Annotated in this window: 19 protein-coding genes; 10 read left to right on the top strand and 9 right to left on the bottom strand. The window is 62.6% G+C overall.

Annotation, left to right across the window (positions count from 1 at the left end; all coding sequences use genetic code 11):
• Positions 1 to 5: 5 nt before the first annotated feature.
• Genes ACUJ47_RS03390 through radA form a run of 3 tightly spaced genes read right to left on the bottom strand, consistent with a single transcriptional unit; the run spans position 6 to position 2,345 of the window.
• Positions 6 to 449 carry an iron-sulfur cluster assembly scaffold protein gene (locus ACUJ47_RS03390; protein WP_445537045.1) on the bottom strand — a complete coding sequence of 148 codons (444 nt, stop codon included), beginning with the start codon at positions 447 to 449 and terminating at the stop codon, positions 6 to 8.
• The gene (locus ACUJ47_RS03385) at positions 446 to 967 is read right to left on the bottom strand and encodes a CvpA family protein (RefSeq protein ID WP_445537044.1); all 522 of its coding nucleotides are present in this window, start codon (positions 965 to 967) and stop codon (positions 446 to 448) included. Before ACUJ47_RS03385 ends, ACUJ47_RS03390 begins: the two co-directional genes overlap by 4 nt.
• 10 nt (positions 968 to 977) lie before the next feature.
• Complete coding sequence (radA, locus tag ACUJ47_RS03380; protein ID WP_445537043.1) at positions 978 to 2,345, bottom strand: DNA repair protein RadA; 1,368 nt, start codon at positions 2,343 to 2,345, stop codon at positions 978 to 980.
• Between the two features lie 70 nt (positions 2,346 to 2,415).
• Here radA and ACUJ47_RS03375 point away from each other — a divergent pair, with 70 nt between their 5' ends.
• The gene (locus tag ACUJ47_RS03375) at positions 2,416 to 4,746 is read left to right on the top strand and encodes a patatin-like protein (protein ID WP_445537042.1); all 2,331 of its coding nucleotides are present in this window, start codon (positions 2,416 to 2,418) and stop codon (positions 4,744 to 4,746) included.
• Here the strand turns inward: ACUJ47_RS03375 and dnaJ are convergent, their stop codons facing one another.
• Together dnaJ and dnaK are read right to left on the bottom strand one after the other, a co-directional pair.
• Positions 4,747 to 5,892 (bottom strand): molecular chaperone DnaJ, encoded by a 1,146-nt coding sequence (gene dnaJ, locus ACUJ47_RS03370; RefSeq protein ID WP_445537041.1) that lies wholly within the window; start codon positions 5,890 to 5,892, stop codon positions 4,747 to 4,749. It abuts the gene before it with no gap.
• A 76-nt stretch (positions 5,893 to 5,968) separates the two neighbouring features.
• A complete protein-coding gene (gene dnaK / locus ACUJ47_RS03365; RefSeq protein WP_445537040.1) occupies positions 5,969 to 7,900 on the bottom strand; it encodes a molecular chaperone DnaK in 1,932 nt (643 codons plus the stop codon).
• A gap of 177 nt (positions 7,901 to 8,077) precedes the next feature.
• Between dnaK and ACUJ47_RS03360 the strand changes: the two genes are divergently transcribed.
• The 5 genes from ACUJ47_RS03360 (at position 8,078) to ACUJ47_RS03340 (ending at position 11,342) form a co-directional block, all read left to right on the top strand.
• Complete coding sequence (locus ACUJ47_RS03360; protein ID WP_445537039.1) at positions 8,078 to 8,557, top strand: copper chaperone PCu(A)C; 480 nt, start codon at positions 8,078 to 8,080, stop codon at positions 8,555 to 8,557.
• Positions 8,558 to 8,574: 17 nt separating this feature from the next.
• Positions 8,575 to 9,081, top strand: coding sequence for a vgr related protein (locus tag ACUJ47_RS03355; protein ID WP_445537038.1), 507 nt, complete (start codon positions 8,575 to 8,577; stop codon positions 9,079 to 9,081).
• On the top strand, positions 9,078 to 9,572 hold the full coding sequence (locus tag ACUJ47_RS03350) for a GNAT family N-acetyltransferase (RefSeq protein WP_445537037.1): 495 nt from the start codon (positions 9,078 to 9,080) through the stop codon (positions 9,570 to 9,572). The genes ACUJ47_RS03355 and ACUJ47_RS03350 overlap by 4 nt, the downstream gene beginning before the upstream one ends.
• A gap of 109 nt (positions 9,573 to 9,681) precedes the next feature.
• Positions 9,682 to 10,845 (top strand): indoleamine 2,3-dioxygenase, encoded by a 1,164-nt coding sequence (locus tag ACUJ47_RS03345; protein WP_445537036.1) that lies wholly within the window; start codon positions 9,682 to 9,684, stop codon positions 10,843 to 10,845.
• A gap of 38 nt (positions 10,846 to 10,883) precedes the next feature.
• Positions 10,884 to 11,342 (top strand): hypothetical protein, encoded by a 459-nt coding sequence (locus tag ACUJ47_RS03340; protein ID WP_445537035.1) that lies wholly within the window; start codon positions 10,884 to 10,886, stop codon positions 11,340 to 11,342.
• A gap of 4 nt (positions 11,343 to 11,346) precedes the next feature.
• Here ACUJ47_RS03340 and ACUJ47_RS03335 read toward each other — a convergent pair whose 3' ends face one another.
• Genes ACUJ47_RS03335 through hrcA form a run of 3 tightly spaced genes read right to left on the bottom strand, consistent with a single transcriptional unit; the run spans position 11,347 to position 14,775 of the window.
• Complete coding sequence (locus ACUJ47_RS03335; RefSeq protein WP_445537034.1) at positions 11,347 to 13,104, bottom strand: DUF885 domain-containing protein; 1,758 nt, start codon at positions 13,102 to 13,104, stop codon at positions 11,347 to 11,349.
• 22 nt (positions 13,105 to 13,126) lie between these two features.
• A complete protein-coding gene (grpE, locus tag ACUJ47_RS03330; protein ID WP_445537033.1) occupies positions 13,127 to 13,714 on the bottom strand; it encodes a nucleotide exchange factor GrpE in 588 nt (195 codons plus the stop codon).
• Between the two features lie 17 nt (positions 13,715 to 13,731).
• Positions 13,732 to 14,775, bottom strand: coding sequence for a heat-inducible transcriptional repressor HrcA (hrcA, locus tag ACUJ47_RS03325; RefSeq protein ID WP_445537032.1), 1,044 nt, complete (start codon positions 14,773 to 14,775; stop codon positions 13,732 to 13,734).
• Positions 14,776 to 14,873: 98 nt separating this feature from the next.
• Between hrcA and rph the strand changes: the two genes are divergently transcribed.
• Complete coding sequence (gene rph, locus ACUJ47_RS03320) at positions 14,874 to 15,587, top strand: ribonuclease PH (protein ID WP_445537031.1); 714 nt, start codon at positions 14,874 to 14,876, stop codon at positions 15,585 to 15,587.
• Positions 15,584 to 16,213 (top strand): RdgB/HAM1 family non-canonical purine NTP pyrophosphatase, encoded by a 630-nt coding sequence (rdgB, locus tag ACUJ47_RS03315; protein WP_445537030.1) that lies wholly within the window; start codon positions 15,584 to 15,586, stop codon positions 16,211 to 16,213. The genes rph and rdgB overlap by 4 nt, the downstream gene beginning before the upstream one ends.
• On the opposite strand, the gene ACUJ47_RS03310 is transcribed toward rdgB, so the two are convergent.
• Positions 16,214 to 16,759, bottom strand: a complete 546-nt coding sequence (locus ACUJ47_RS03310) for a CAP family protein (protein WP_445537029.1) — start codon at positions 16,757 to 16,759, stop codon at positions 16,214 to 16,216.
• Between the two features lie 49 nt (positions 16,760 to 16,808).
• Here ACUJ47_RS03310 and hemW point away from each other — a divergent pair, with 49 nt between their 5' ends.
• Positions 16,809 to 17,960: a radical SAM family heme chaperone HemW gene (gene hemW / locus ACUJ47_RS03305; protein WP_445537028.1), complete on the top strand. Its 1,152-nt coding sequence runs from the start codon at positions 16,809 to 16,811 to the stop codon at positions 17,958 to 17,960.
• Positions 17,957 to 18,859, top strand: a complete 903-nt coding sequence (locus ACUJ47_RS03300; protein ID WP_445537027.1) for a tyrosine recombinase XerC — start codon at positions 17,957 to 17,959, stop codon at positions 18,857 to 18,859. Before hemW ends, ACUJ47_RS03300 begins: the two co-directional genes overlap by 4 nt.
• Positions 18,860 to 19,027 lie beyond the last annotated feature (168 nt).

The raw sequence follows: 19,027 nt of genomic DNA, 5'->3' as shown, positions 1-19,027 counted from the left end.
TGGCTCTAGCCTGAGTTCCCGGCCTTGCAAAGCGCGTCCACTGCGGCCTTCCACGGCAGCAGCAGGGCGCCATGCCTGCCCGGATGCGCGCGCGCGGGATAAAGCGCATCGAAGCCCGGCCATTGCGGCGCGGGGACCTCGGGCGCTTCCAGCCAGTTTTCGATTTCCTCTAGCGCGGTAGCGATTTCCTGTCGGCCTTTGCCAAGGGCTTCGCGGGCGAAAATCGTCGCCGCCGCCTGCCCGACCGCACAAGCCGTGACCGCAAGCCCGACCCTTGCGATCCTGCCCTGCCCGTCCGGCTCGATCCCGATCCTGATGCTGCTGCCACAAGTGCGCGAACGGGCCTTGCCCGCCAGCGCCCAATCACCCGTTAATGGAAATCCGGATAGCTCCGTCGCCAGCGAGAGCAGTTCGGTCGTGTAAAGCTTGCCCGCTGAGTTCGCGGTCATTCCATCGCTTCCGCTTCGCTCTTCAAGCGTTCACGGCGTTCGGAAATGGTTTCGACCAGCGCCCGCGAGCTGGCATCGACGATCGGATAGGTCTTCGCGCTTGTGATCCAGTCCGGACGACCCTTGTATCCCCAGACCGTATCGAAGCCGAGGACGAGCAGCGAGAACGCGAAGACCATGATGAGCCCGCCCTTGAGCAGGCCAAAGCCAAAGCCAAGCACACGGTCGATCGGCCCCATGATCGATCCACGCGAGGCTTCGCCGACATTGTTGGCGATCACCTTCATCGCCGCATAGGGGATCAGCAGCAGCAAGGCGAAGGCGAGCAGCGAAGTCGCCGGTTCGGTATCGAGAAATTCGCTCAATTGCTCGGTCAGCGGCGTGTGGAGGTAATAGATCGCAAATGCCGCCAGGAACCAGGCTGCCAGCGAAAGCACTTCCTGCACCAGGCCGCGCATGAAGCCGCCAATGGCCGCCACGCCGACCACAATCGCCACAATGATGTCGAAACCGTTCATTCGCCGAGGATTATGGGTTTGCCATCACTCGGTCAACGAGCTTCGCGACTTGTCCCATACCGCGATAATCGAGCTTCGCCGAACCGTTCGCAACATCGGACGGCCCGAAGGCCATGCCGAAGCCGAGCTTCTCGGCTTCCCTCAGGCGCAAGGATGCATGTGCCACGGGGCGAATCTCGCCCGCCAGCGACAATTCGCCAAACCACACCGAGCGATCGGGCAATGGCCGGTCGGCCAGAGCCGAAACCAGTGCCGCCGCCACTGCAAGGTCGGCTGCAGGGTCGGACAAGCGATAGCCGCCCGCGATGTTGAGATAGACTTCGGCCGAGCTGAAATTGAGCCCGCAGCGCGATTCCAGCACCGCCAGCAGCATGGCCAGCCTGCCACTGTCCCAGCCCACCACCGAACGGCGCGGGGTTGCCCCCGATTGGAGCCGCACGATCAGCGCCTGTATCTCGACCAGCACCGGGCGAGTGCCTTCCAGTGCGGGGAAAACCGCGCTCCCGGCCAAAGGCTGGTCGCGTCCGGACAGGAACAGCATCGAAGGGTTGCTGACCTCTTCCAGTCCTTCGCTCACCATCGAGAACACGCCAATCTCGTCGACCGCGCCGAAGCGATTCTTGAGCGCGCGCAGGATGCGGTACTGGTGGCTGCGCTCCCCTTCGAAGCTCATCACCACATCTACCATGTGTTCGAGTACGCGCGGTCCGGCGATCGACCCGTCCTTGGTGACATGGCCGACCAGTACCAGCGCGACGCCATTTTCCTTGGCATAGCGGATCAGTTCGAAAGCGCAGCCGCGCACCTGGCTGACCGTTCCCGGAGCGCCTTCGATCGTGTCCGAATACATCGTTTGGATCGAATCGATCACCAGCAGCGCGGGTGGCTCCATCTGCCCAAGCGTGGTCAGGATATCGCGAACCGAAGTTTCCGCCGCGAGCCGGATCGGCGCATCGGCCAGGCCAAGGCGTGCGGCACGCATGCGGACCTGCCCCGCGGCTTCCTCGCCGCTGACATAGACCACCGGCGCCCCGCTTCGGGCGATCGTTGCTGCGGTCTGGAGCAGCAGGGTCGATTTGCCTATGCCCGGATCGCCGCCCATCAGCACGGCTGAGCCCGGCACCAGTCCTCCGCCCAGTGCGCGGTCGAATTCCGCAAGCCCCGTGGCGCGCCGCACCGGCAGCTCCGAGGGCGTATTGAGTTCGACGAATTCAACCGCGCGCCCACCGCGCGACAGATCGTGCTTCTGCGAGAACACCGTCGCAGGCGCATCTTCGACCAGCGTGTTCCACTCGGCGCAATCGGGGCATTGCCCCTGCCAGCGGGGGGATACGCTGCCGCAAGCCTGGCAAATAAAGCGCTTCTTGGTCTTGGCCATTCGCGGTCGATAAACAGAACATAGATAGAACGCAATTGCCTTCGCGCGATATCCCCGCCATCAAGGCTAAATGCACCAGAAGGAACTGCGCATTGCCTTGGTCTGCTACGGCGGCGTCAGCCTTGCAGTCTACATGCATGGCGTAACCAAGGAGCTATGGCACCTCGCGCGCGCAAGCCGCGCCCACCATGGCGGCGAAGAGATGCCCGGCGGGGTCGCGCGAATCTATCAGGACCTGCTCGCCCATATCGAACTGCACCGCGGCCTGAAACTGCGCGTGCTGCCCGATATCCTTTCAGGAGCCAGCGCGGGCGGGATCAACGCAGTATTCCTGTCGCAAGCGCTCTATTCGGGGCATTCGCTGGAACCACTGACCGATTTGTGGCTCAAGAATGCCGACGTCGAGAAGTTGCTGGACCCCGATGCGCGGCCGGTGTGGCGTTTCGCCAAATTCTGGGCACAACCGATCGCGTGGTGGCTGTTCACTCGCCCGGGCAATGCCGTGTCCGAGAGCGTCGCGCCCGAGACGCGCAGCGAAGTTCGCCGCAAGGTTTCGCGCTTCATTCGCAGCCGCTGGTTCGAGCCTCCCTTCTCCGGCGACAATTTTTCGAACCTGCTGTTCGATGCGCTCCAGGCGATGCGCAGCGAGGCGCCCGGCCCGCCGCTATTGCCGCCCTATCACCCGCTCGACCTGTACGTAACGGCAACCGATTTCCGCGGACACCGCGTGATGCTGCGGCTGAACAGCCCGCCGGTGGTGGAAGAAAGCGAGCACCGCCTGCCGATCCATTTCCGCGGGCAAACGCCGACCCAGTCGGGGCCTGGCTTGGCCGATCCGCTAGAGCTGACCTTCGCTGCGCGCGCAACCGCGAGTTTCCCCGGCGCGTTCCCGGCGCTGGAACTGGCCGAGATCGACCGGCTTGCGGCACGCCGCGAGCGCGAGTGGCCGACGCGCGAGGCCTTCCTGCACCGGGTCATGCCAGTCCGCATGCGGCGCGGCGAGGCCGAGAAAGTCGCGCTCATCGACGGATCGGTGCTGGTCAATGCGCCCTTCGAAGGGGCGATCGCGGCACTGCACGGGCGCCCGAGCCACCGCGAGGTGGACCGGCGTTTCGTTTATATCGATCCCCGGCCAGACCGGGTCGCTGTGATGAACGAGGAGAACCCCAAGCCCGTCGGCTTCTTTTCCGCCCTGTTCGGTTCGATCTCCATACTTCCGCGCGAACAGCCCATCCGCGACAATCTCGAGCATCTCCAGCGCCAGTCGCGCGACGCATCGCGCCTTCAGCAGACGTTGGCGGGCCTGCGACCTGAAGTCGAACGTGAAGTCGAAAAGCTGTTCGGGCGGACCTTCTTCCTTGATCGCCCGACACCGAAGAGGCTGCACGCCTGGCGAGCCAAGGCACAGCAGGCCGCTGCCGAGAATTCCGGCTATGCCTTCCATTCTTATGCGCATGTGAAGTTCGCCGGGATCGTCGAGCGGCTTGCACGACTGGTGCATGAAGCCGTTCCCGAGCTCGACCAGCCTGATCCGAATGCCATCGAAGCCGCGCTGCGCGAGGAGCTTGAACGCCGTGGCCTGAACGAATTGTCGGACCCCAAGGCGGGCGCGAGCGAGGCGGCCATCGCCTTCTTCCGCGCGCACGACATCGGCTTCCGTATCCGCCGGCTTCGCCTGCTGGCGCAAAGGCTGTCGCGCGATTGGGAGCGCGATCCGGATATACCGGACGATGCGCTCGACCTCGCGCGGAACGAGATCTACCTGATCCTGAGCCATTATTATGAGCGCGATACGCTTGCTGCGCTCGGAAGCGGATTTGCCGCTGTTGCCCGCCGTGTGTTCGACGATCCGGGCGCGGTGCTCGACTACCTCGCCAGCGTCCGCCTGCTGCCGGAAGTGGACGATGCTGCCGAAGATCGTTTGGCCGATGCGCTGACGCAGATGCCGAAGCTTCTCCGGCGGCGCATGCTGCTCGGCTATCTCGGCTTCCCCTATTACGATGTGGCGACGCTTCCCCTGCTCCGGCAGGAAGGCGTGATCGAATACGATCCGGTCAAGGTCGATCGCATTTCGCCCGAGGACGCGCAGTCGATCCGCGAAGGAGGCGCGCGTGCAACCCTGCGCGGGATCGAATTCTACAATTTCGGGGCGTTCTTCAGCCGCGCCTATCGCGAAAACGATTACATTTGGGGGCGCCTGCATGGCGCGGAACGGATGATCGACCTGGTCTGCTCGACCATCGGGATCGGGAGCGGCATCGAGGAACACGATTGCCGCAGCTTCAAGCGCGCTGCCTTCGAAGCAATCATCGAGGAGGAACTTGCTGCAGGGCGCTGTTCGCGCAAGCTGCTCGAAGGGTTGCGGGCGGAGATTGCCGCCCGCTTTACCACACGCCTCTAGCTATCCGCCGAAAGCGTCCTTCAGGCGGTCGAAGAAGCCTTTGCTCTCGGGGCATTCCTCACCGGTTTCGGTATCGCGGAATTGCTGGAGCAGTTCCTTCTGCTTCTTCGAAAGCTTGGTGGGCGTTTCGACCGCAATCTCGACCACAAGGTCGCCCCGGCCCCGGCCCTGCAGCACAGGCATGCCCGCCCCGCGCACGCGCAATTGCTTGCCCGACTGGATCCCGACCGGGATTTCGACCGAGTTCGTATCGCCGCCAAGGTCGGGAATTTCTACTGTGCCGCCAAGCGCCGCAGTCGTGAAACTGATCGGAACGCGGGTCGCCAGCGTGGTGCCTTCGCGCTGAAACACCGGATGCGGCTTCACGTGGACGAAGATGTAGAGATCGCCCGGAGGTGCGCCGCGCGGCCCGGCCTCGCCCTTGCCTGCCAGTCGGATGCGGGTTCCGGTATCGACCCCCGGCGGAACTTCCACCTCGATCGCACGCGGACGGTCAACCCGTCCTTCGCCGCGACATTCCTTGCAAGGATCCTCGATCACCCTGCCCCGCGCATGGCAGGTCGGGCACGGGCGTTCGATCACGAAGAAGCCCTGCTTGGCGCGGACCTTGCCCTGGCCGTCGCACATGCGGCATTCGCGCTCGCCTGTGCCCGGCGTGGCGCCCGAGCCCGAGCAGCTTTCGCAATTCTGCGACACTTCGATTTCGAGCTCGATCGTCTTTCCATGAAACGCCTCGTCCAGAGTCACTTCAAGGTCATAGCGCAAGTCGGCGCCGCGCCGTGGCTGCGCCCGACCTCCGCCGCCACCGCCAAAGGCAGTGCCGAAAATCGTTTCGAAGATGTCGCCAATGTCGCCGAAGTCCGAAGCGCCATGCCCGCGCCCGCCGCCGAAGCCGCCGCCATTGCCCATTCCCTGCTGGAAGGCGGCATGGCCGAAGCGGTCGTAAGCCGCACGCTTTTGCGGATCCTTGAGGCAGTCATAGGCCTCGTTGATCGCCTTGAACTTCGCTTCGCTGTCGGTGCACCCGGAATTGCGATCCGGGTGATATTTCATCGCCAGCTTGCGATAGGCACTCTTGATCGTCGCGCCATCGGCGTCGCGACTGACCTCGAGCAGCTCGTAATAATCGATGTCGGTAGAAGCCATAGGAACCCGCCCGCTTGAAACCTAGCCGCCACCAGCGCGGGATGCACTGGTGGCGAACAAGGTTTTCATCAGGACATCAGCCCTTGTTGTTGTCTTCGTCGACTTCGGAGAACTCGGCATCGACGACTTCCTCGTCGGCAGCCTGTTCCGAAGCGCCCGCATCGCCCGCACCGGGGGAGGATGCAGCGGCCTGCTCCTTTTCGTAGATCTGCTGGCCCATCTTCATGGCCGCTTCGGTCAGCGCTTGCGCCTTGGCGGTAATCGCCGCGACATCGTCACCTTCCAGTGCAGACTTGGCTTCGGCGAGCGCCGTTTCGACCGCTGCCTTGGTGTCGGCATCGACCTTGTCGCCATGTTCCTGGAGCTGCTTCTCGGTCGCGTGGACCAGGCTGTCGGCCTGGTTGCGCGCTTCTGCGGATTCGCGACGCTTCTTGTCTTCCTCGGCGAACTTCTCGGCATCGCGAACCATCTGGTCGATGTCGGCGTCCGAAAGGCCACCCGAAGCCTGGATGCGGATCTGCTGTTCCTTGCCGGTGCCCTTGTCCTTGGCCGAGACGTTCACGATGCCATTGGCGTCGATGTCGAAGGTCACTTCGATCTGCGGGACGCCGCGCGGCGCGGCCGGGATGCCGACGAGGTCGAACTGGCCGAGCAGTTTGTTGTCCGCCGCCATTTCGCGCTCGCCCTGGAACACGCGGATCGTCACTGCCTGCTGGTTGTCTTCGGCAGTCGAATAGACCTGCGTCTTCTTGGTCGGGATGGTAGTGTTGCGGTCGATCATGCGGGTGAACACGCCGCCCAGCGTTTCGATGCCCAGCGACAACGGGGTCACGTCGAGAAGCAGCACGTCCTTGACGTCGCCCTGCAGCACGCCCGCCTGGATCGCCGCGCCCATGGCAACGACTTCGTCTGGGTTCACGCCGGTGTGCGGCTTCTTGCCGAAGAAGTCTTCGACCACTTCGCGCACCTTGGGCATGCGGGTCATCCCGCCGACCAGGATCACTTCGTCAACCGCGCCCTTGTCGATACCGGCATCGGCCAGCGCCTTCTTGCAGGGTTCGAGGGTGCGCTTGATCAAATCGCCCACGAGCTGCTCCAGCTTCGAACGGGTCAGCGTTTCGACGAGGTGCAGCGGGGTCGAGCTGCCGCCTTCCATGCGCGCGGTGATGAAGGGCAGGTTGATTTCGGTCTGCGCCGAGCTCGAAAGCTCGATCTTCGCCTTTTCGGCAGCTTCCTTCAGGCGCTGCAGCGCGAGCTTGTCCGAACGGAGATCCATGTTCTCCTTCTTCTTGAACTCGTCTGCGAGATATTCGACGATCGTGCTGTCGAAATCTTCGCCGCCCAGGAAGGTGTCACCATTGGTCGACTTCACTTCGAACACGCCGTCGCCGATTTCGAGGATCGAAACGTCGAAAGTGCCGCCACCAAGGTCATAGACCGCGATGGTCTTGCCGTCGTCCTTCTCGAGGCCATAGGCGAGCGCAGCAGCGGTCGGCTCGTTGATGATGCGCAACACTTCAAGCCCGGCGATCTGGCCGGCGTCCTTGGTCGCCTGCCGCTGCGCGTCGTTGAAGTAAGCCGGAACGGTGATCACCGCCTGCGTCACGGTTTCGCCGAGATAGCTTTCGGCGGTTTCCTTCATCTTCTGCAGGATGAAGGCGGAAATTTGCGAGGGGGAATAGTCTTCGCCGCCGGCATTGACCCAGGCGTCGCCATTCTTGCCCTTCACGATGTTGTAGGGGACGAGCTCCATGTCCTTCTTGGTCATGGGATCGTCAAAGCGGCGGCCGATCAGGCGCTTCACTGCGAAAACCGTGTTATCGGGGTTGGTCACCGCCTGCCGCTTGGCAGGCTGGCCGATAAGGCGCTCGCCGTCCTTGGTGAACGCGACGATCGAAGGCGTGGTACGTGCACCTTCCGAATTCTCGATTACCTTGGGTTTGCCCCCATCCATGACCGACACGCAGGAGTTGGTGGTGCCGAGGTCGATACCGATAACTTTGGCCATTCTGTTCCCATCCATTCAGTTCTTGGACACCGCACAATGTGCTTTCCAAAAGCGGCAAAGCAGCTCGGCGGCTCAGTCCGTCCGGTGTGTTATGCGGGTGATATAGGTGCGGTTTCGCTTGGCACAAGGGACGCAGCACTCTAGTTTTTCACCCTGTACCAAGGGGAGAAACCAAGTATGAAAATAACCCGTATCGCTGCCGTGGCCTTGCTCGCGTCCAGCATGGCGCTTGCCGCCTGTGGCGAAAGGTCCGAGCCGGTGGCTGAGGCGCCTGCGGGCGTGCCGGGCCTGAGCGTCGAAAACGCGCGACTCGTCCTGCCTCCTGTCGCGGGCAATCCGGCGGCGGTCTATTTCGACCTGGCTTATGAGGGCGACCGCGGGCTTTCGATCCGCCGCGCCGACGTGGCGGGTGCCGAGCAATCGCAGATGCACGCCTATGCCGAATACAATGGCAAGATGGAGATGGGCGAAACCATGCCGATCGCCATCACCAAGGGAACGAAAATCGCTTTCGAACCGGGCGGTTATCACATCATGGCCTTCAACCTTTCTCCGGATATCCAGCCGGGCAGCAAGGTTGAAGTTACTCTGACCGTTTCGGGCGGTGACAAGTATTCGTTCGAGGCCGATGTGAAGGCCGCGGGGGATGATCGCTGAGCGGACCTTTCGTTGATTTGAAGCAAAGCGGGGCCGCCCATGCCTGCCCACCCGGCGGCGAGCGGCCCCTCACTTCCAGCGAAGTCGCGCTGGCGCGCTCCATATTCGGAAGCGCAATCGACTATGAACCTGTGCGCATCCGGCGACGAAAATGGTTTCCATTCCAGCCTCGTCGTATGGTCATGGCACCATTCGGGCACTTGCATTTTCATCCTCTGAGCAGGGCCTATTGCGATGATTTCGCGCATGCCAGCATGCCTTTGCAGGGCTTCTTCATCCACGAAATGGTGCACGTGTGGCAGGTGCAAGCGCGCGGGCGCTGGCACCTGATTCTCAACCGCATGCCGTGGGCGCGCTATGACTACAGCCTGGTGCCTGGTCGACCGCTTTCGCATTATGGGATTGAACAACAGGCCGAGATCGTGAAGCATGCATTTCTGCTTCGCAAAGGGGTTCGCGTTGCAGAAGGAGTCGATGCCGCCGCCTATGAAGCGCTGCTGGACTTCGGAGGGGAGAGAGCGTGACGATCAGAAACTGGGATATCCGCGCCTTTCGTCCGGCCGATGCGCCGGCCTTTGCCGCGCTCAACAAACGATGGATCGAGGAACTGTTCGAACTCGAAGAGTCCGACCTGCGCCAGCTTGAGCACCCGCAAACTGCAATCCTCGACAAAGGCGGTTTTATCGCCATCGCCGATGCCAATGGCTGGGTTGTCGGCACGGGAGCGATATTGCCTGCGTCGAATTGTCCCGAAGATGGCAGGAAATGGCTCGAAGTAATCAAGATGACGACCGACCTGGCCGCGCAAAGGCGTGGGATCGGTTCGGCGATCATGGAGCGCCTGATCGAATTCGCCCGCGAACAGCAAGCCGATGCGATCTGGCTCGAAACCAACGCCAAGCTTGAGGCAGCGACCGCGCTTTACGAACGCTATGGTTTCCGTGCGCTTGGGCCGGATGAAGTTTGGCCGACACCCTATGATCGCTGCAATCTCCAGATGGTGCTTCATCTCTGATCGGATACGCGCAGGGTTTTCCACCGGCTCGGGTTGAGTAACCCGGTTTCAATTGATACCAAATCTCCGTTCCGGGCGGCCCAACCCGCGCCCGGCCAATGAGTCCCACATGGATATCAAGGAGTACGGGCTTTCGCGCGAGCGAGGCTATCTTTCGCATTACGAAATCGATGAAATCACCCTGCCCTCGCATTTCGCGAGCGTGAAGCAGGCAGCCCAGAATCTGTCAGGCCTGATCTCGAGCGGGCGCGTGCGCCATTGGCTCGACCAGTTGGCCGACCCTGTCCTTGAGGAATGGGCTCTCGAAGCGCCAGACGAAGAAGTCCGCACCGCGATGGTGCACTATTCCTTCCTCGTGCAGGCCTATGTCTGGGGCGAAGCGACCCCGCCGGCGTCGCTACCGGCCAACCTTGCACGCCCGATGGTGGCGATATCAGACCGCTTGGGCCAGGCTCCGCTGCTGCCTTATTCTGGCTATGTGCTCGACAATTGGGCGCGCCTCGACAAATCTGCGCCTGTGTCGCTCGACAATATCTACATGTACCAGAACTTCGCCGGCGGCGATGACGAGAACTGGTTCGTGCTGGTCCATGTCGCGATCGAAGCCGAAGCAGGCGTGCTGCTCGACAATGCCGCCAGGCTGGTGGCTGCGGCCCAGCAGGGCGACGAGGACGAAGCCGAGCACCTACTGGTCGAAATGGACCAGGCTTGGGAACGGATTTATGGCCATTTTGCACGCATGCCCGAACGCTGCGATCCTTACGTCTATTTCCACCGCGTACGCCCCTACATCCATGGCTGGGCCAACAATCCCGCGCTGGCGGGCGGCGGCTTGATCTACGAGGGTGTGGAGAAGCTAGGCGGCAAGCCGCAGGCGCTGCGCGGCCAGACCGGCAGCCAGTCGAGCATCGTCCCGGCGATGGATGCGCTGTTCCAGGTCGGACATAGCGATGACCCGCTCAAGTCGTTCCTCGACGAGCTGCATCACTATCGTCCGGTGCCGCATCGCCGCTTCATCGAAGACCTAGCGGCGCAATCGAACCTGCGGACATTCGTCAGTGGATCGGGATCGCAGTCGCTCAAGGATGCGTTCAACGCCTGCCTCGAGCAATCGGCGCGGTTCCGCACGCGGCACCTCGAATATGCCGCGAGCTACATCAACAAGCAGGCGGGAAGCATTGCCGGGAACGACCCCGATGTAGGCACTGGCGGCACGCCCTTCATGAAATATCTGAAGAAACACCGCGACGAGAATGCCGCGCAGCTAGTGTGATTTACCTTTTGGCAGGGGCTTTTGTGGTCAGAAAGGGTATGACCTCGGAACTCCCTGCCAATCAACGCTTCGCAATAGCCCGCAGCGATTTCATCGATGCCCACAATGCAGCCGATATAGCTGTTCGCAAGCTGCTCACATCATTTGAGCAACCTTCGAAACCGCTGATGTCCCAAAATATCGAGGTTTTGGTGAAACAACCGGCAGGCCCGAACTACTCCAAATCGGAGAAGGCCCGGATTGAGCGGCTCTTGGCTGATCTGAAGATACTAAACGGCCTGCGTTGCGATGTTGTACATAGCCGTATGGAAGTCATTGCGATTTCGGGCACTGCTCACGCCTACTTTGCAAATGTGCAAGAGCAGCATCCCTACGGTCGCAAGGGCCTGGTTCTTACAATTGCCGAGCTGACTGATGCGAAGATCAAACTATCGGGCATCGCGGAATCGCTGGCGATAAAGAAAGGCTTGGCCGTCGTTAAATCAGCAGCCGCATAGTCCACTACTCGTAATTCACGCCCTCAAGGCCCTGCCCGCCATCGGCGATGAAGGCGTCGATCCGTTCCTCGAGGACAGATAGCGGCACCGAACCGAGCGACAGCACCACATCGTGGAACTTGCGGATGTCGAACTTGGGTCCGAGTTCGGCCTCAGCCTTGGCGCGCACGCGCCGAATCGTCATTTCGCCCAGTTTGTAGGCAAGCGCCTGCCCCGGCCAGCTGATGTAGCGATCGACCTCGGTATTGACCTCATGCGTCGACAGCGCGGTTCGTGAGGCAAGATAATCGACCGCCTGTTCGCGGCTCCAGCCATAGTGATGAATGCCGGTATCGATCACCAGCCTTACCGCGCGCCACATCTCGTAGCTCAGCTTGCCGAAACGCTCATAGGGGGTGCGATAGATCCCCATCTCTTCGCCGAGATACTCAGTGTAGAGGCCCCAGCCCTCGCCAAACCCTGAGAAATAGACGCCGCGCCGGAACCGTGCCGCCTCGGGCTGCTCCAGACCGACGGCCGCCTGGAAACTGTGACCCGGCGCGCACTCGTGCAGCGTCAGCGCGGGAATGTTGTAGAGCGGGCGCGAAGGCAGGTCGTAAGTGTTCATCTGGCAGGATTTCAACCCGCCCCGCCCTGCAGTGTAGAAGGGCGCGATCGCAGGATCGACTTCGATGATCGAGAAGCGATGCCGCGGCAGGAAGCCGAAGTAATCGCCGATCTTGCCGTCGACGCGCTTTGCGACATAGGCTGAGACGCCCATCAACTCGTCGGGGGTGCGCGCGACGAATTGCGGGTCTGTGCGCAGGAAATGGACGAATTCGTCCAGCGAGCCTTCGAAACCCGCTTCCGCCTTCACCTTCTCCATCTCGGCGGTGATCCGCGCCACCTCGTCGAGCCCGATCTGGTGGATTTGCGCCGCTGTCAGGTCGAGCGTGGTGTATTGCCGGATCTGCTGCTGGTAGTAGTCCGGGCCATCGGGCATTGCCTCTGCTGCGAGCGTCTCGCGGGTCTGGGGAAGATATTCCTCGCGGAAGAATTTCAGGAAATCGCGATAAGCCGGAATGACGGACTGCTCGATAACTTCGCGTCCTTCCAGTTGCAGACGAACGCCTTCGCCAGTGGGTATCCTTGAGGGGTTCATGATCGAAAACGCCGCCCAGAACCGGCTCTTTTTCGGATCATCGACCACGTAGGACGCCAGCGACACATCGCGGCCTTCAAGCGTGACACGCGGTACGCTGAAGCCACGCTTCAACCCGGCGCGCGCGTTGGCCTTCTGCTCCTCGAAATAGCGCGGCAAGTCGCGCAATCGGGAAATGTAACGCTCGTACTCTTCGACCGATTGGAGCGGGAATGGTGCAGCGAGATAGCTCCAGAAATTATTGTCAGAATCGAACGGCATTTCCCATTCGCGGAACTGCGCGTCGCCGATCTCTTCATTCAGGAGAGTGCGCAGGACAGCCGCGTCGATCCTGGCCTTTTCCGAAAGCCCGCCCTCATCGATCGCATCGAGCTTCGCCAATACGTCGGATGCATAGCGCGCGCGCTCCGCATATGCCTCGGGAGTGACCGATGGCATACGCTCGCTCGCTTCGCTGCTGCCATCGGGCTTTTCGACCCGCTCCCACGAAGCAAGCCGGTGATCGCGATAGCTGTTGGCGAGCGCCGCCAGCTGGTCATCCGCGCTATCCTGCGCGAAGGCCGGCGCACCAGTGAGCAGGAGAGCGAGAACCGCCGCCCTCGCAACCGCAGTTCCCATCATCCTCTCCCGAATTGGAATTCTATCAGTCCGGCTTCTTGGCCACGGCCACCATCGCGGGGCGCAGCAAACGGTCGCGGATCATATAGCCTGACTGCATTTCCTGCACGACTGTGCCCGGCGCGTGTCCGTCGCTCGGGATTTCCATCATCGCCTGGTGCTGGTTGGGATCGAGCGGAAGCCCGACCGATGCGATGCGGCTGATGCCATGCTGGCCGAACACCTTCTCAAGCTCGCGCAAGGTCGCGTCAATGCCGGTGACGAGGCCCTTCATCTTGTCATCCTCGCGCAGTTCGGCGGGAATCGCAGCGGTGGCGCGTTCCAGATTGTCGAGCACGCTCAGCATGTCGCGGGCGAAACCGGTCGCGGCATAGGCGCGTGCATCCTGGATGTCCTTTTCCATGCGGCGACGCACATTCTGCGTTTCCGCCTTGGCATAGAGCACTTCCTGCTTGGCAACTTCCAGGTCTTCACGCAGGCGGTCGAGCGCCTTGTCGAGGCCGCTGGTTTCTTCTTCGACGGTTTCCGCGTCGGACTTGTCGAGGAATTCCTCCGGCACGCCTTCCAGTTCCTTTTCAACCGCTTCGTCGCGCGGTTTGTCGTTCTCGTTCATGTCGTAATGTTCCAAAGCTATCCGATGAGCTTGCCCAGCGAACGGGCGGTCAAATCCACCATGGGGATCACGCGCGCGTAATTCAACCGCGTTGGCCCGATCACCCCCAGCACTCCTACCACCCTGCCCTCGCGATCGCGATAGGGTGAAGCGATGACTGACGATCCCGACAAAGCGAACAGCCGGTTCTCGCTGCCGATGAAAATGCGCGTAGCCTCGGCCTCGCGCGCGGTTTCGAGCAGTTCGGCGACCGACTGCTTGCTTTCAAGGTCTTCGATCAGGCTGCGCACCCGCTCGATATCGTGAAGCGCTGCCTCGTCGAGCAGGTTCGCCTGCCCGCGCACGATCAGCACCGGGCGCTGCGCCGCGTCGCGGCTCCAGATCGCGAGGCCGCGTTCAACCAGTTCCCGGCTCGCCGCATCGAGCTGCGTCTGGCCCGCCGCGATTTCACGCGAGATAGCTCGCGATGCCTCGGCCATTGTGCGGCCCGCGAGCCGCGCGGTGATGTAATTGCTCGCCTGTTCGAGCGCGGAGGGCGTGATGCCCCTGCCGATCTCGACCACGCGATTTTCAACCGCGCCATCCTCGCTCACCAGCACCGCCAAAGCTCGCCCCTGCCCAAGATTGAGTAGGCTGAACTGCGCCAGGCGCGCTTCGCGCGTCGGCACCATCACCATTCCCGCTGCGCCCGACAGGTCGGACAGGATCGCGCTGGTTTGCTCCAGCGCCTGCTCGATCGGGCCATTGCCGCTCAGCCTTCCTTCGATCGCCGCGCGCTCTTCGGGCGTCGGCTCCGCAACGCGCATCATCCCGTCGACAAACAGCCTGAGGCCGCTTTCGGTCGGCATCCGGCCGGCGCTGGTATGCGGTGCAGCCAGCAGTCCGGCAGATTCGAGATCGGCCAGCACAGAACGGATCGAAGCCGGCGAAAGGTTGATCCCGCTGTCATGCGCGAGCGTCTTCGAGCCGACCGGCTGCCCGCTTTCGAGATAGCCTTCGACCACAAGACGAAAGATCTCGCGCGCACGGTCGGTCAGCTCGGAGATGGGCGGCGAAGACATGCCCCTTATCTAGCGTCTTGCGATGCAGCCTCAAGCCTTGCGAGAGGCCGCCCTCAGCGCCTAGGGCGGCAACAACGACTCGATCATAAGGAAACCACATGCGACCTTCAGGCCGCGCGCCCGACGAAATGCGCGCCATCAATATCGAAACCGGATTCACCAAGCACGCCGAAGGTTCGTGCCTGATCAGCTTCGGCGACACTCGCGTGCTCTGCACCGCCAGCGTCGAACGCAATGTTCCGCCATGGATGCGCGGCAAGGGCGAAGGCTGGGTCACGGGCGAATACTCGATGCTCCCGCGCGCCACACATACCCGCGGCGCGCGCGAGGCTGCCAAAGGCAAGCAATCGGGCCGCACACAGGAAATCCAGCGCCTGATCGGGCGATCCTTGCGCGCCGTGGTTGACCTGCGCAAGCTGGGCGAGCGCCAGATCACGCTCGATTGCGATGTGATCCAGGCCGATGGCGGCACCCGCACCGCTTCGATTACCGGCGCGTGGATTGCGCTGAGAATGGCGGTCAACGGCCTCATCGCCGCCGGCGACATCAAGGAAGACCCGATCATCGGCCAGGTCGCAGCCATCAGCTGCGGCATCTTCAAGGGCACACCTGTGCTCGACCTCGACTATGATGAGGACTCGAGCGCCGATGCCGACGCCAATTTCGTGCTGATCACCGGCGGCCAGATCGCCGAGGTGCAGGCGACGGCCGAAGGCGCAACCTATGACGAAGAGGGCCTGCTGCGCTTGCTCCGCCTAGCGCGGATCGGCTGCGACCGGATCTTCACTGCACAGCTGGACGCGGTGAAGTGACACGCAGGCTCGGCGGCGGCTCGCTGGTCATCGCCACGCATAATGCGGGGAAGCTGAAAGAAATCTCGGCCCTGCTCGCGCCCTATGGCGTAAAATGCCTGTCGGCCGGGTCGCTTGGCCTGCCCGAGCCGCCCGAAACGGGCACGAGTTTCGTCCAGAATGCAATGATCAAGGCACGAGCCGCTGCGGAAGCCTCCGGCCTCGCCGCGCTGGCCGATGATAGCGGCCTTTCGGTCGATGCGCTGGGCGGCAGGCCTGGTGTTTACACTGCGGACTGGGCCGAGCGGCAATGGTTCGAAGGCGAGCCGGGGCGCGACTGGTATATGGCGATGGGCAAGGTCGAAGGCATGTTGCAGCACCTCGGCCCCAATGTGGATCGCAGTGCGGCATTCCATTGCGTACTGGCGATTGCATGGCCGGATGGCGAGAGCGCAGTCTATGAAGGCACTTGCGCCGGATCGCTCACCTGGCCGCCGCGCGGCACGCTAGGCTTCGGCTACGACCCAGTGTTCGTGCCTACGGGAGGCACGCAAACCTTCGCCGAGATCGATCCTGAGCAGAAGCACGCCAGCAGCCATCGCGCCGATGCCTTTGCAAAGCTGGTGGCTGACCAGTTCGGCGCGTGATCAGCGGGCGGCGAGCCGCCTGATCTCGACCCCATAGGTATTGCCTGCCGGCCAGTATCGGCAGACGAGGAAGTCGTCATCCTGATTGCGCGCGACCGCGCAGCCCAGTTCCTGTGTGCCCGGCCAGACGACTTGTGTGTAATGCCCCACATCGCGCCAATTGCCGGTTTGCGAGATGTGCGGGAAAGTCCCGGCGCGGAAGTGTTGCTTCTCGTCGATGAAGGCGCGGACCATGAAACGCGCCGGATAGGCACCGGCGCTGCCCATCCAGAGGTTCTCGCCCGCACCGCCGCGCTCATCGTTGGTGGCGTGGCGCATGCGGCCTTCGCTCGCGAGCCGCTGCGCCCATTGCTGTGCTTCCCGCGCGAGCTTGGGGCTCCATTGCAATGGCGGCGCCCCAAAGCTCTCGCGCTCGGAATTGTGGGCATCGAGCAGCTCGGCTGCAAAGCGGCTTGCCGGGCGTTCGATCGGCAGTTCGCTATTTGCCGCGGCAGCGCCGCCGAGCGCGATCGTGACGAGGGCCATGGATGCAATTGCGGTGCGCATGGGTGCAGCTTGACTTGCAGCGCTTAACAGACCGTGAAATAGCCGCCTCGTGGCGCGCGCACTCTACATCCACTGGCCCTTTTGCCTGAAGAAATGCCCCTATTGCGACTTCAACAGCCATGTTCGCGAAGGGGTCGACTTGGCGCAATGGCAGGCTGCGCTGCTGGCAGACATGCAGCACGAAGCGGAAATTGCCACAGGCGAGCCGCTCCATTCGATCTTCTTCGGCGGTGGAACGCCCTCGCTGATGCCGCCCGCGCTGGTTGGGGCGCTGCTGGAAGAAGCGGAGCAATTGTGGGGCTTCGATCCGGCGATCGAGATCACACTGGAAGGCAATCCGTCCTCGGTCGAAGCGAGCAATTTCGCGGCCCTCGCCGCTGCTGGAGTGAACCGTGTTTCGCTGGGTGTTCAATCGCTTGAGGATGATACCTTACATTTCCTTGGGCGTTTGCACGGTGTAGACGAAGCCCTCCGCGCTGTGGCCACAGCGCAGGAAAATTTCGACCGGGTGAGCATCGACCTGATCTATGCCCGTCCCGGCCAGACCGGGGAGCAATGGGCTGGCGAACTGGCTCGCGCATTGGCGCTGGGCACCAATCATATGTCGCTCTATCAGCTCACCATCGAGCCCAACACGCGCTTCGCGACCGACGTAAGATTGAACAAATTCAGTCCGTTGGAGGACGAACCGGCTGCCGATCTCTACGCCCTGACACAGGAAATGACCGCAGCGGAGGGGTTGCCCGCATACGAGATCAGCAACCACGCCAGAACCGGGCAGCAAAGCCGCCACAACCTCACATACTGGCGCTACCAGGACTATTGCGGGATCGGCCCCGGCGCGCATGGGCGGCGGCAGGGTATCGCCACCGAGCGGCACAAGAAGCCCGAGAATTTTCTCGCCTCGGCCCAAGCCAGCGGCCATGGGATCAAGACCGAGCGACGGCTTGGCACCGCCGAGCAAGCCTCCGAAGCGCTGCTAGTCGGGCTGCGGCTCGCCGAAGGTGTCGACCTGGCCGCGCTTGCCACCCGTTTCGGGATCGACCGTGCGGCGCTGGTCGATGCCGAGCGACTGGCGCTCCACCGCGAACTCGGGTTGGTCCGGCAGGACAGCGAGCGCATCGCCCTTACCCCGGCGGGAATGCCGCTGCTCGACGCGCTGCTGGGCGAGATCGTCGGTGACGGGCTGGTCAGCGCATGAGCACCGCCGCCGATTTGCTCGAGGCATGGCGCGGCGAACTGGTGCACAGCCGCAGGCGCAGCCCGCACACCGTGCGCGCCTATCTCGGCTGTGCAGACCGGCTGCTCAAGGCGCTAGGCCTTGCCGATTGGGAAGGCGTCGCCTGCCTCGAAGCGCATGATCTGCGCCGCCATCTGGCGAACCGCCGCGCGGAGGGCATTGGCAACGCCAGTGCAGCACGCGAACTTTCCGCACTCAAATCCTTCATCGCCTATGCCCGCCAGCAATCGGGCGATCCCGACCCCGCCGCACCGCGGCTGCGCGGCCCGCGGGTCAAGAAAGGCCTGCCCCGCCCCGTTACGCCTGACGAAGCGAGCAACCTCGCCAAACTGGTCGCCGGAAATGCCAAGGCAGGCTGGATCGGCGCGCGCGACCGGGCGGTGCTGCTGCTGCTTTATGGTTCGGGCCTGCGCATCGCCGAGGCGCTGTCGCTTAAGGGTCGCGACGCACCTCTGGGGGAAGTGCTGCAGGTCACCGGCAAGGGCGGCAAGCAGCGCATGGTGCCGATCCTGCCGATCACCCGCGCTGCGGTGGCGGATTATTGCGCGAAATGCCCCTGGCCGCTGGCTGCGGACGAGCCGCTGTTTCGGGGCGCCAAGGGCGGTACGCTTAGCCCCGGCATGGTGCAGAAGGCAACGGCACAGGCGCGCCGCGCGCTCGGCCTGCCCGACACGGCCACGCCCCATGCCCTGCGGCACAGCTTCGCCACGCACTTGCTAGGAGCAGGAGCAGACCTCAGGAGCCTGCAGGAATTGCTAGGCCATGCTTCGCTCGGCTCGACCCAGATCTACACCAAGGTCGATGCGGCAACGATGCTCGAGAATTACCGCGACGCCCATCCAAGGGCGAAAAAGAGGTGACTTGGGCAAAAAGAAGACGTTCGGCTAACGACCCAATTGCGGACATTGACATGAAATTGGACTAGATGTTGTCGATTGGAGGCTTCGGATGACATTACGAGGAATATTCCTCTGTTTAATTTCGGACTATTTTTTTGGTCGCCGCAAGCTCGTGCAATCGAGGAAATG

Source organism: Altererythrobacter sp. Z27, assembly GCF_052683155.1.
Note: the sequence above shows the minus strand (reverse complement) of the source record. Positions and strands in the feature narration are given on the sequence as shown.

Bases quoted from the DNA above. Each gene is read 5' to 3' on its own strand.
- ACUJ47_RS03345 (WP_445537036.1), top strand. From the start codon at position 9,682: ATGGATATCAAGGAGTACGGGCTTTCGCGCGAGCGAGGCTATCTTTCG.
- rph (WP_445537031.1), top strand. From the start codon at position 14,874: ATGCGACCTTCAGGCCGCGCGCCCGACGAAATGCGCGCCATCAATATC.
- ACUJ47_RS03360 (WP_445537039.1), top strand. From the start codon at position 8,078: ATGAAAATAACCCGTATCGCTGCCGTGGCCTTGCTCGCGTCCAGCATG.
- dnaK (WP_445537040.1), bottom strand. From the start codon at position 7,900: ATGGCCAAAGTTATCGGTATCGACCTCGGCACCACCAACTCCTGCGTG.
- ACUJ47_RS03390 (WP_445537045.1), bottom strand. From the start codon at position 449: ATGACCGCGAACTCAGCGGGCAAGCTTTACACGACCGAACTGCTCTCG.
- ACUJ47_RS03340 (WP_445537035.1), top strand. From the start codon at position 10,884: ATGACCTCGGAACTCCCTGCCAATCAACGCTTCGCAATAGCCCGCAGC.
- hrcA (WP_445537032.1), bottom strand. From the start codon at position 14,775: ATGTCTTCGCCGCCCATCTCCGAGCTGACCGACCGTGCGCGCGAGATC.
- ACUJ47_RS03335 (WP_445537034.1), bottom strand. From the start codon at position 13,104: ATGATGGGAACTGCGGTTGCGAGGGCGGCGGTTCTCGCTCTCCTGCTC.
- ACUJ47_RS03385 (WP_445537044.1), bottom strand. From the start codon at position 967: ATGAACGGTTTCGACATCATTGTGGCGATTGTGGTCGGCGTGGCGGCC.
- ACUJ47_RS03310 (WP_445537029.1), bottom strand. From the start codon at position 16,759: ATGCGCACCGCAATTGCATCCATGGCCCTCGTCACGATCGCGCTCGGC.
- radA (WP_445537043.1), bottom strand. From the start codon at position 2,345: ATGGCCAAGACCAAGAAGCGCTTTATTTGCCAGGCTTGCGGCAGCGTA.
- ACUJ47_RS03375 (WP_445537042.1), top strand. From the start codon at position 2,416: ATGCACCAGAAGGAACTGCGCATTGCCTTGGTCTGCTACGGCGGCGTC.
- dnaJ (WP_445537041.1), bottom strand. From the start codon at position 5,892: ATGGCTTCTACCGACATCGATTATTACGAGCTGCTCGAGGTCAGTCGC.
- ACUJ47_RS03300 (WP_445537027.1), top strand. From the start codon at position 17,957: ATGAGCACCGCCGCCGATTTGCTCGAGGCATGGCGCGGCGAACTGGTG.
- grpE (WP_445537033.1), bottom strand. From the start codon at position 13,714: ATGAACGAGAACGACAAACCGCGCGACGAAGCGGTTGAAAAGGAACTG.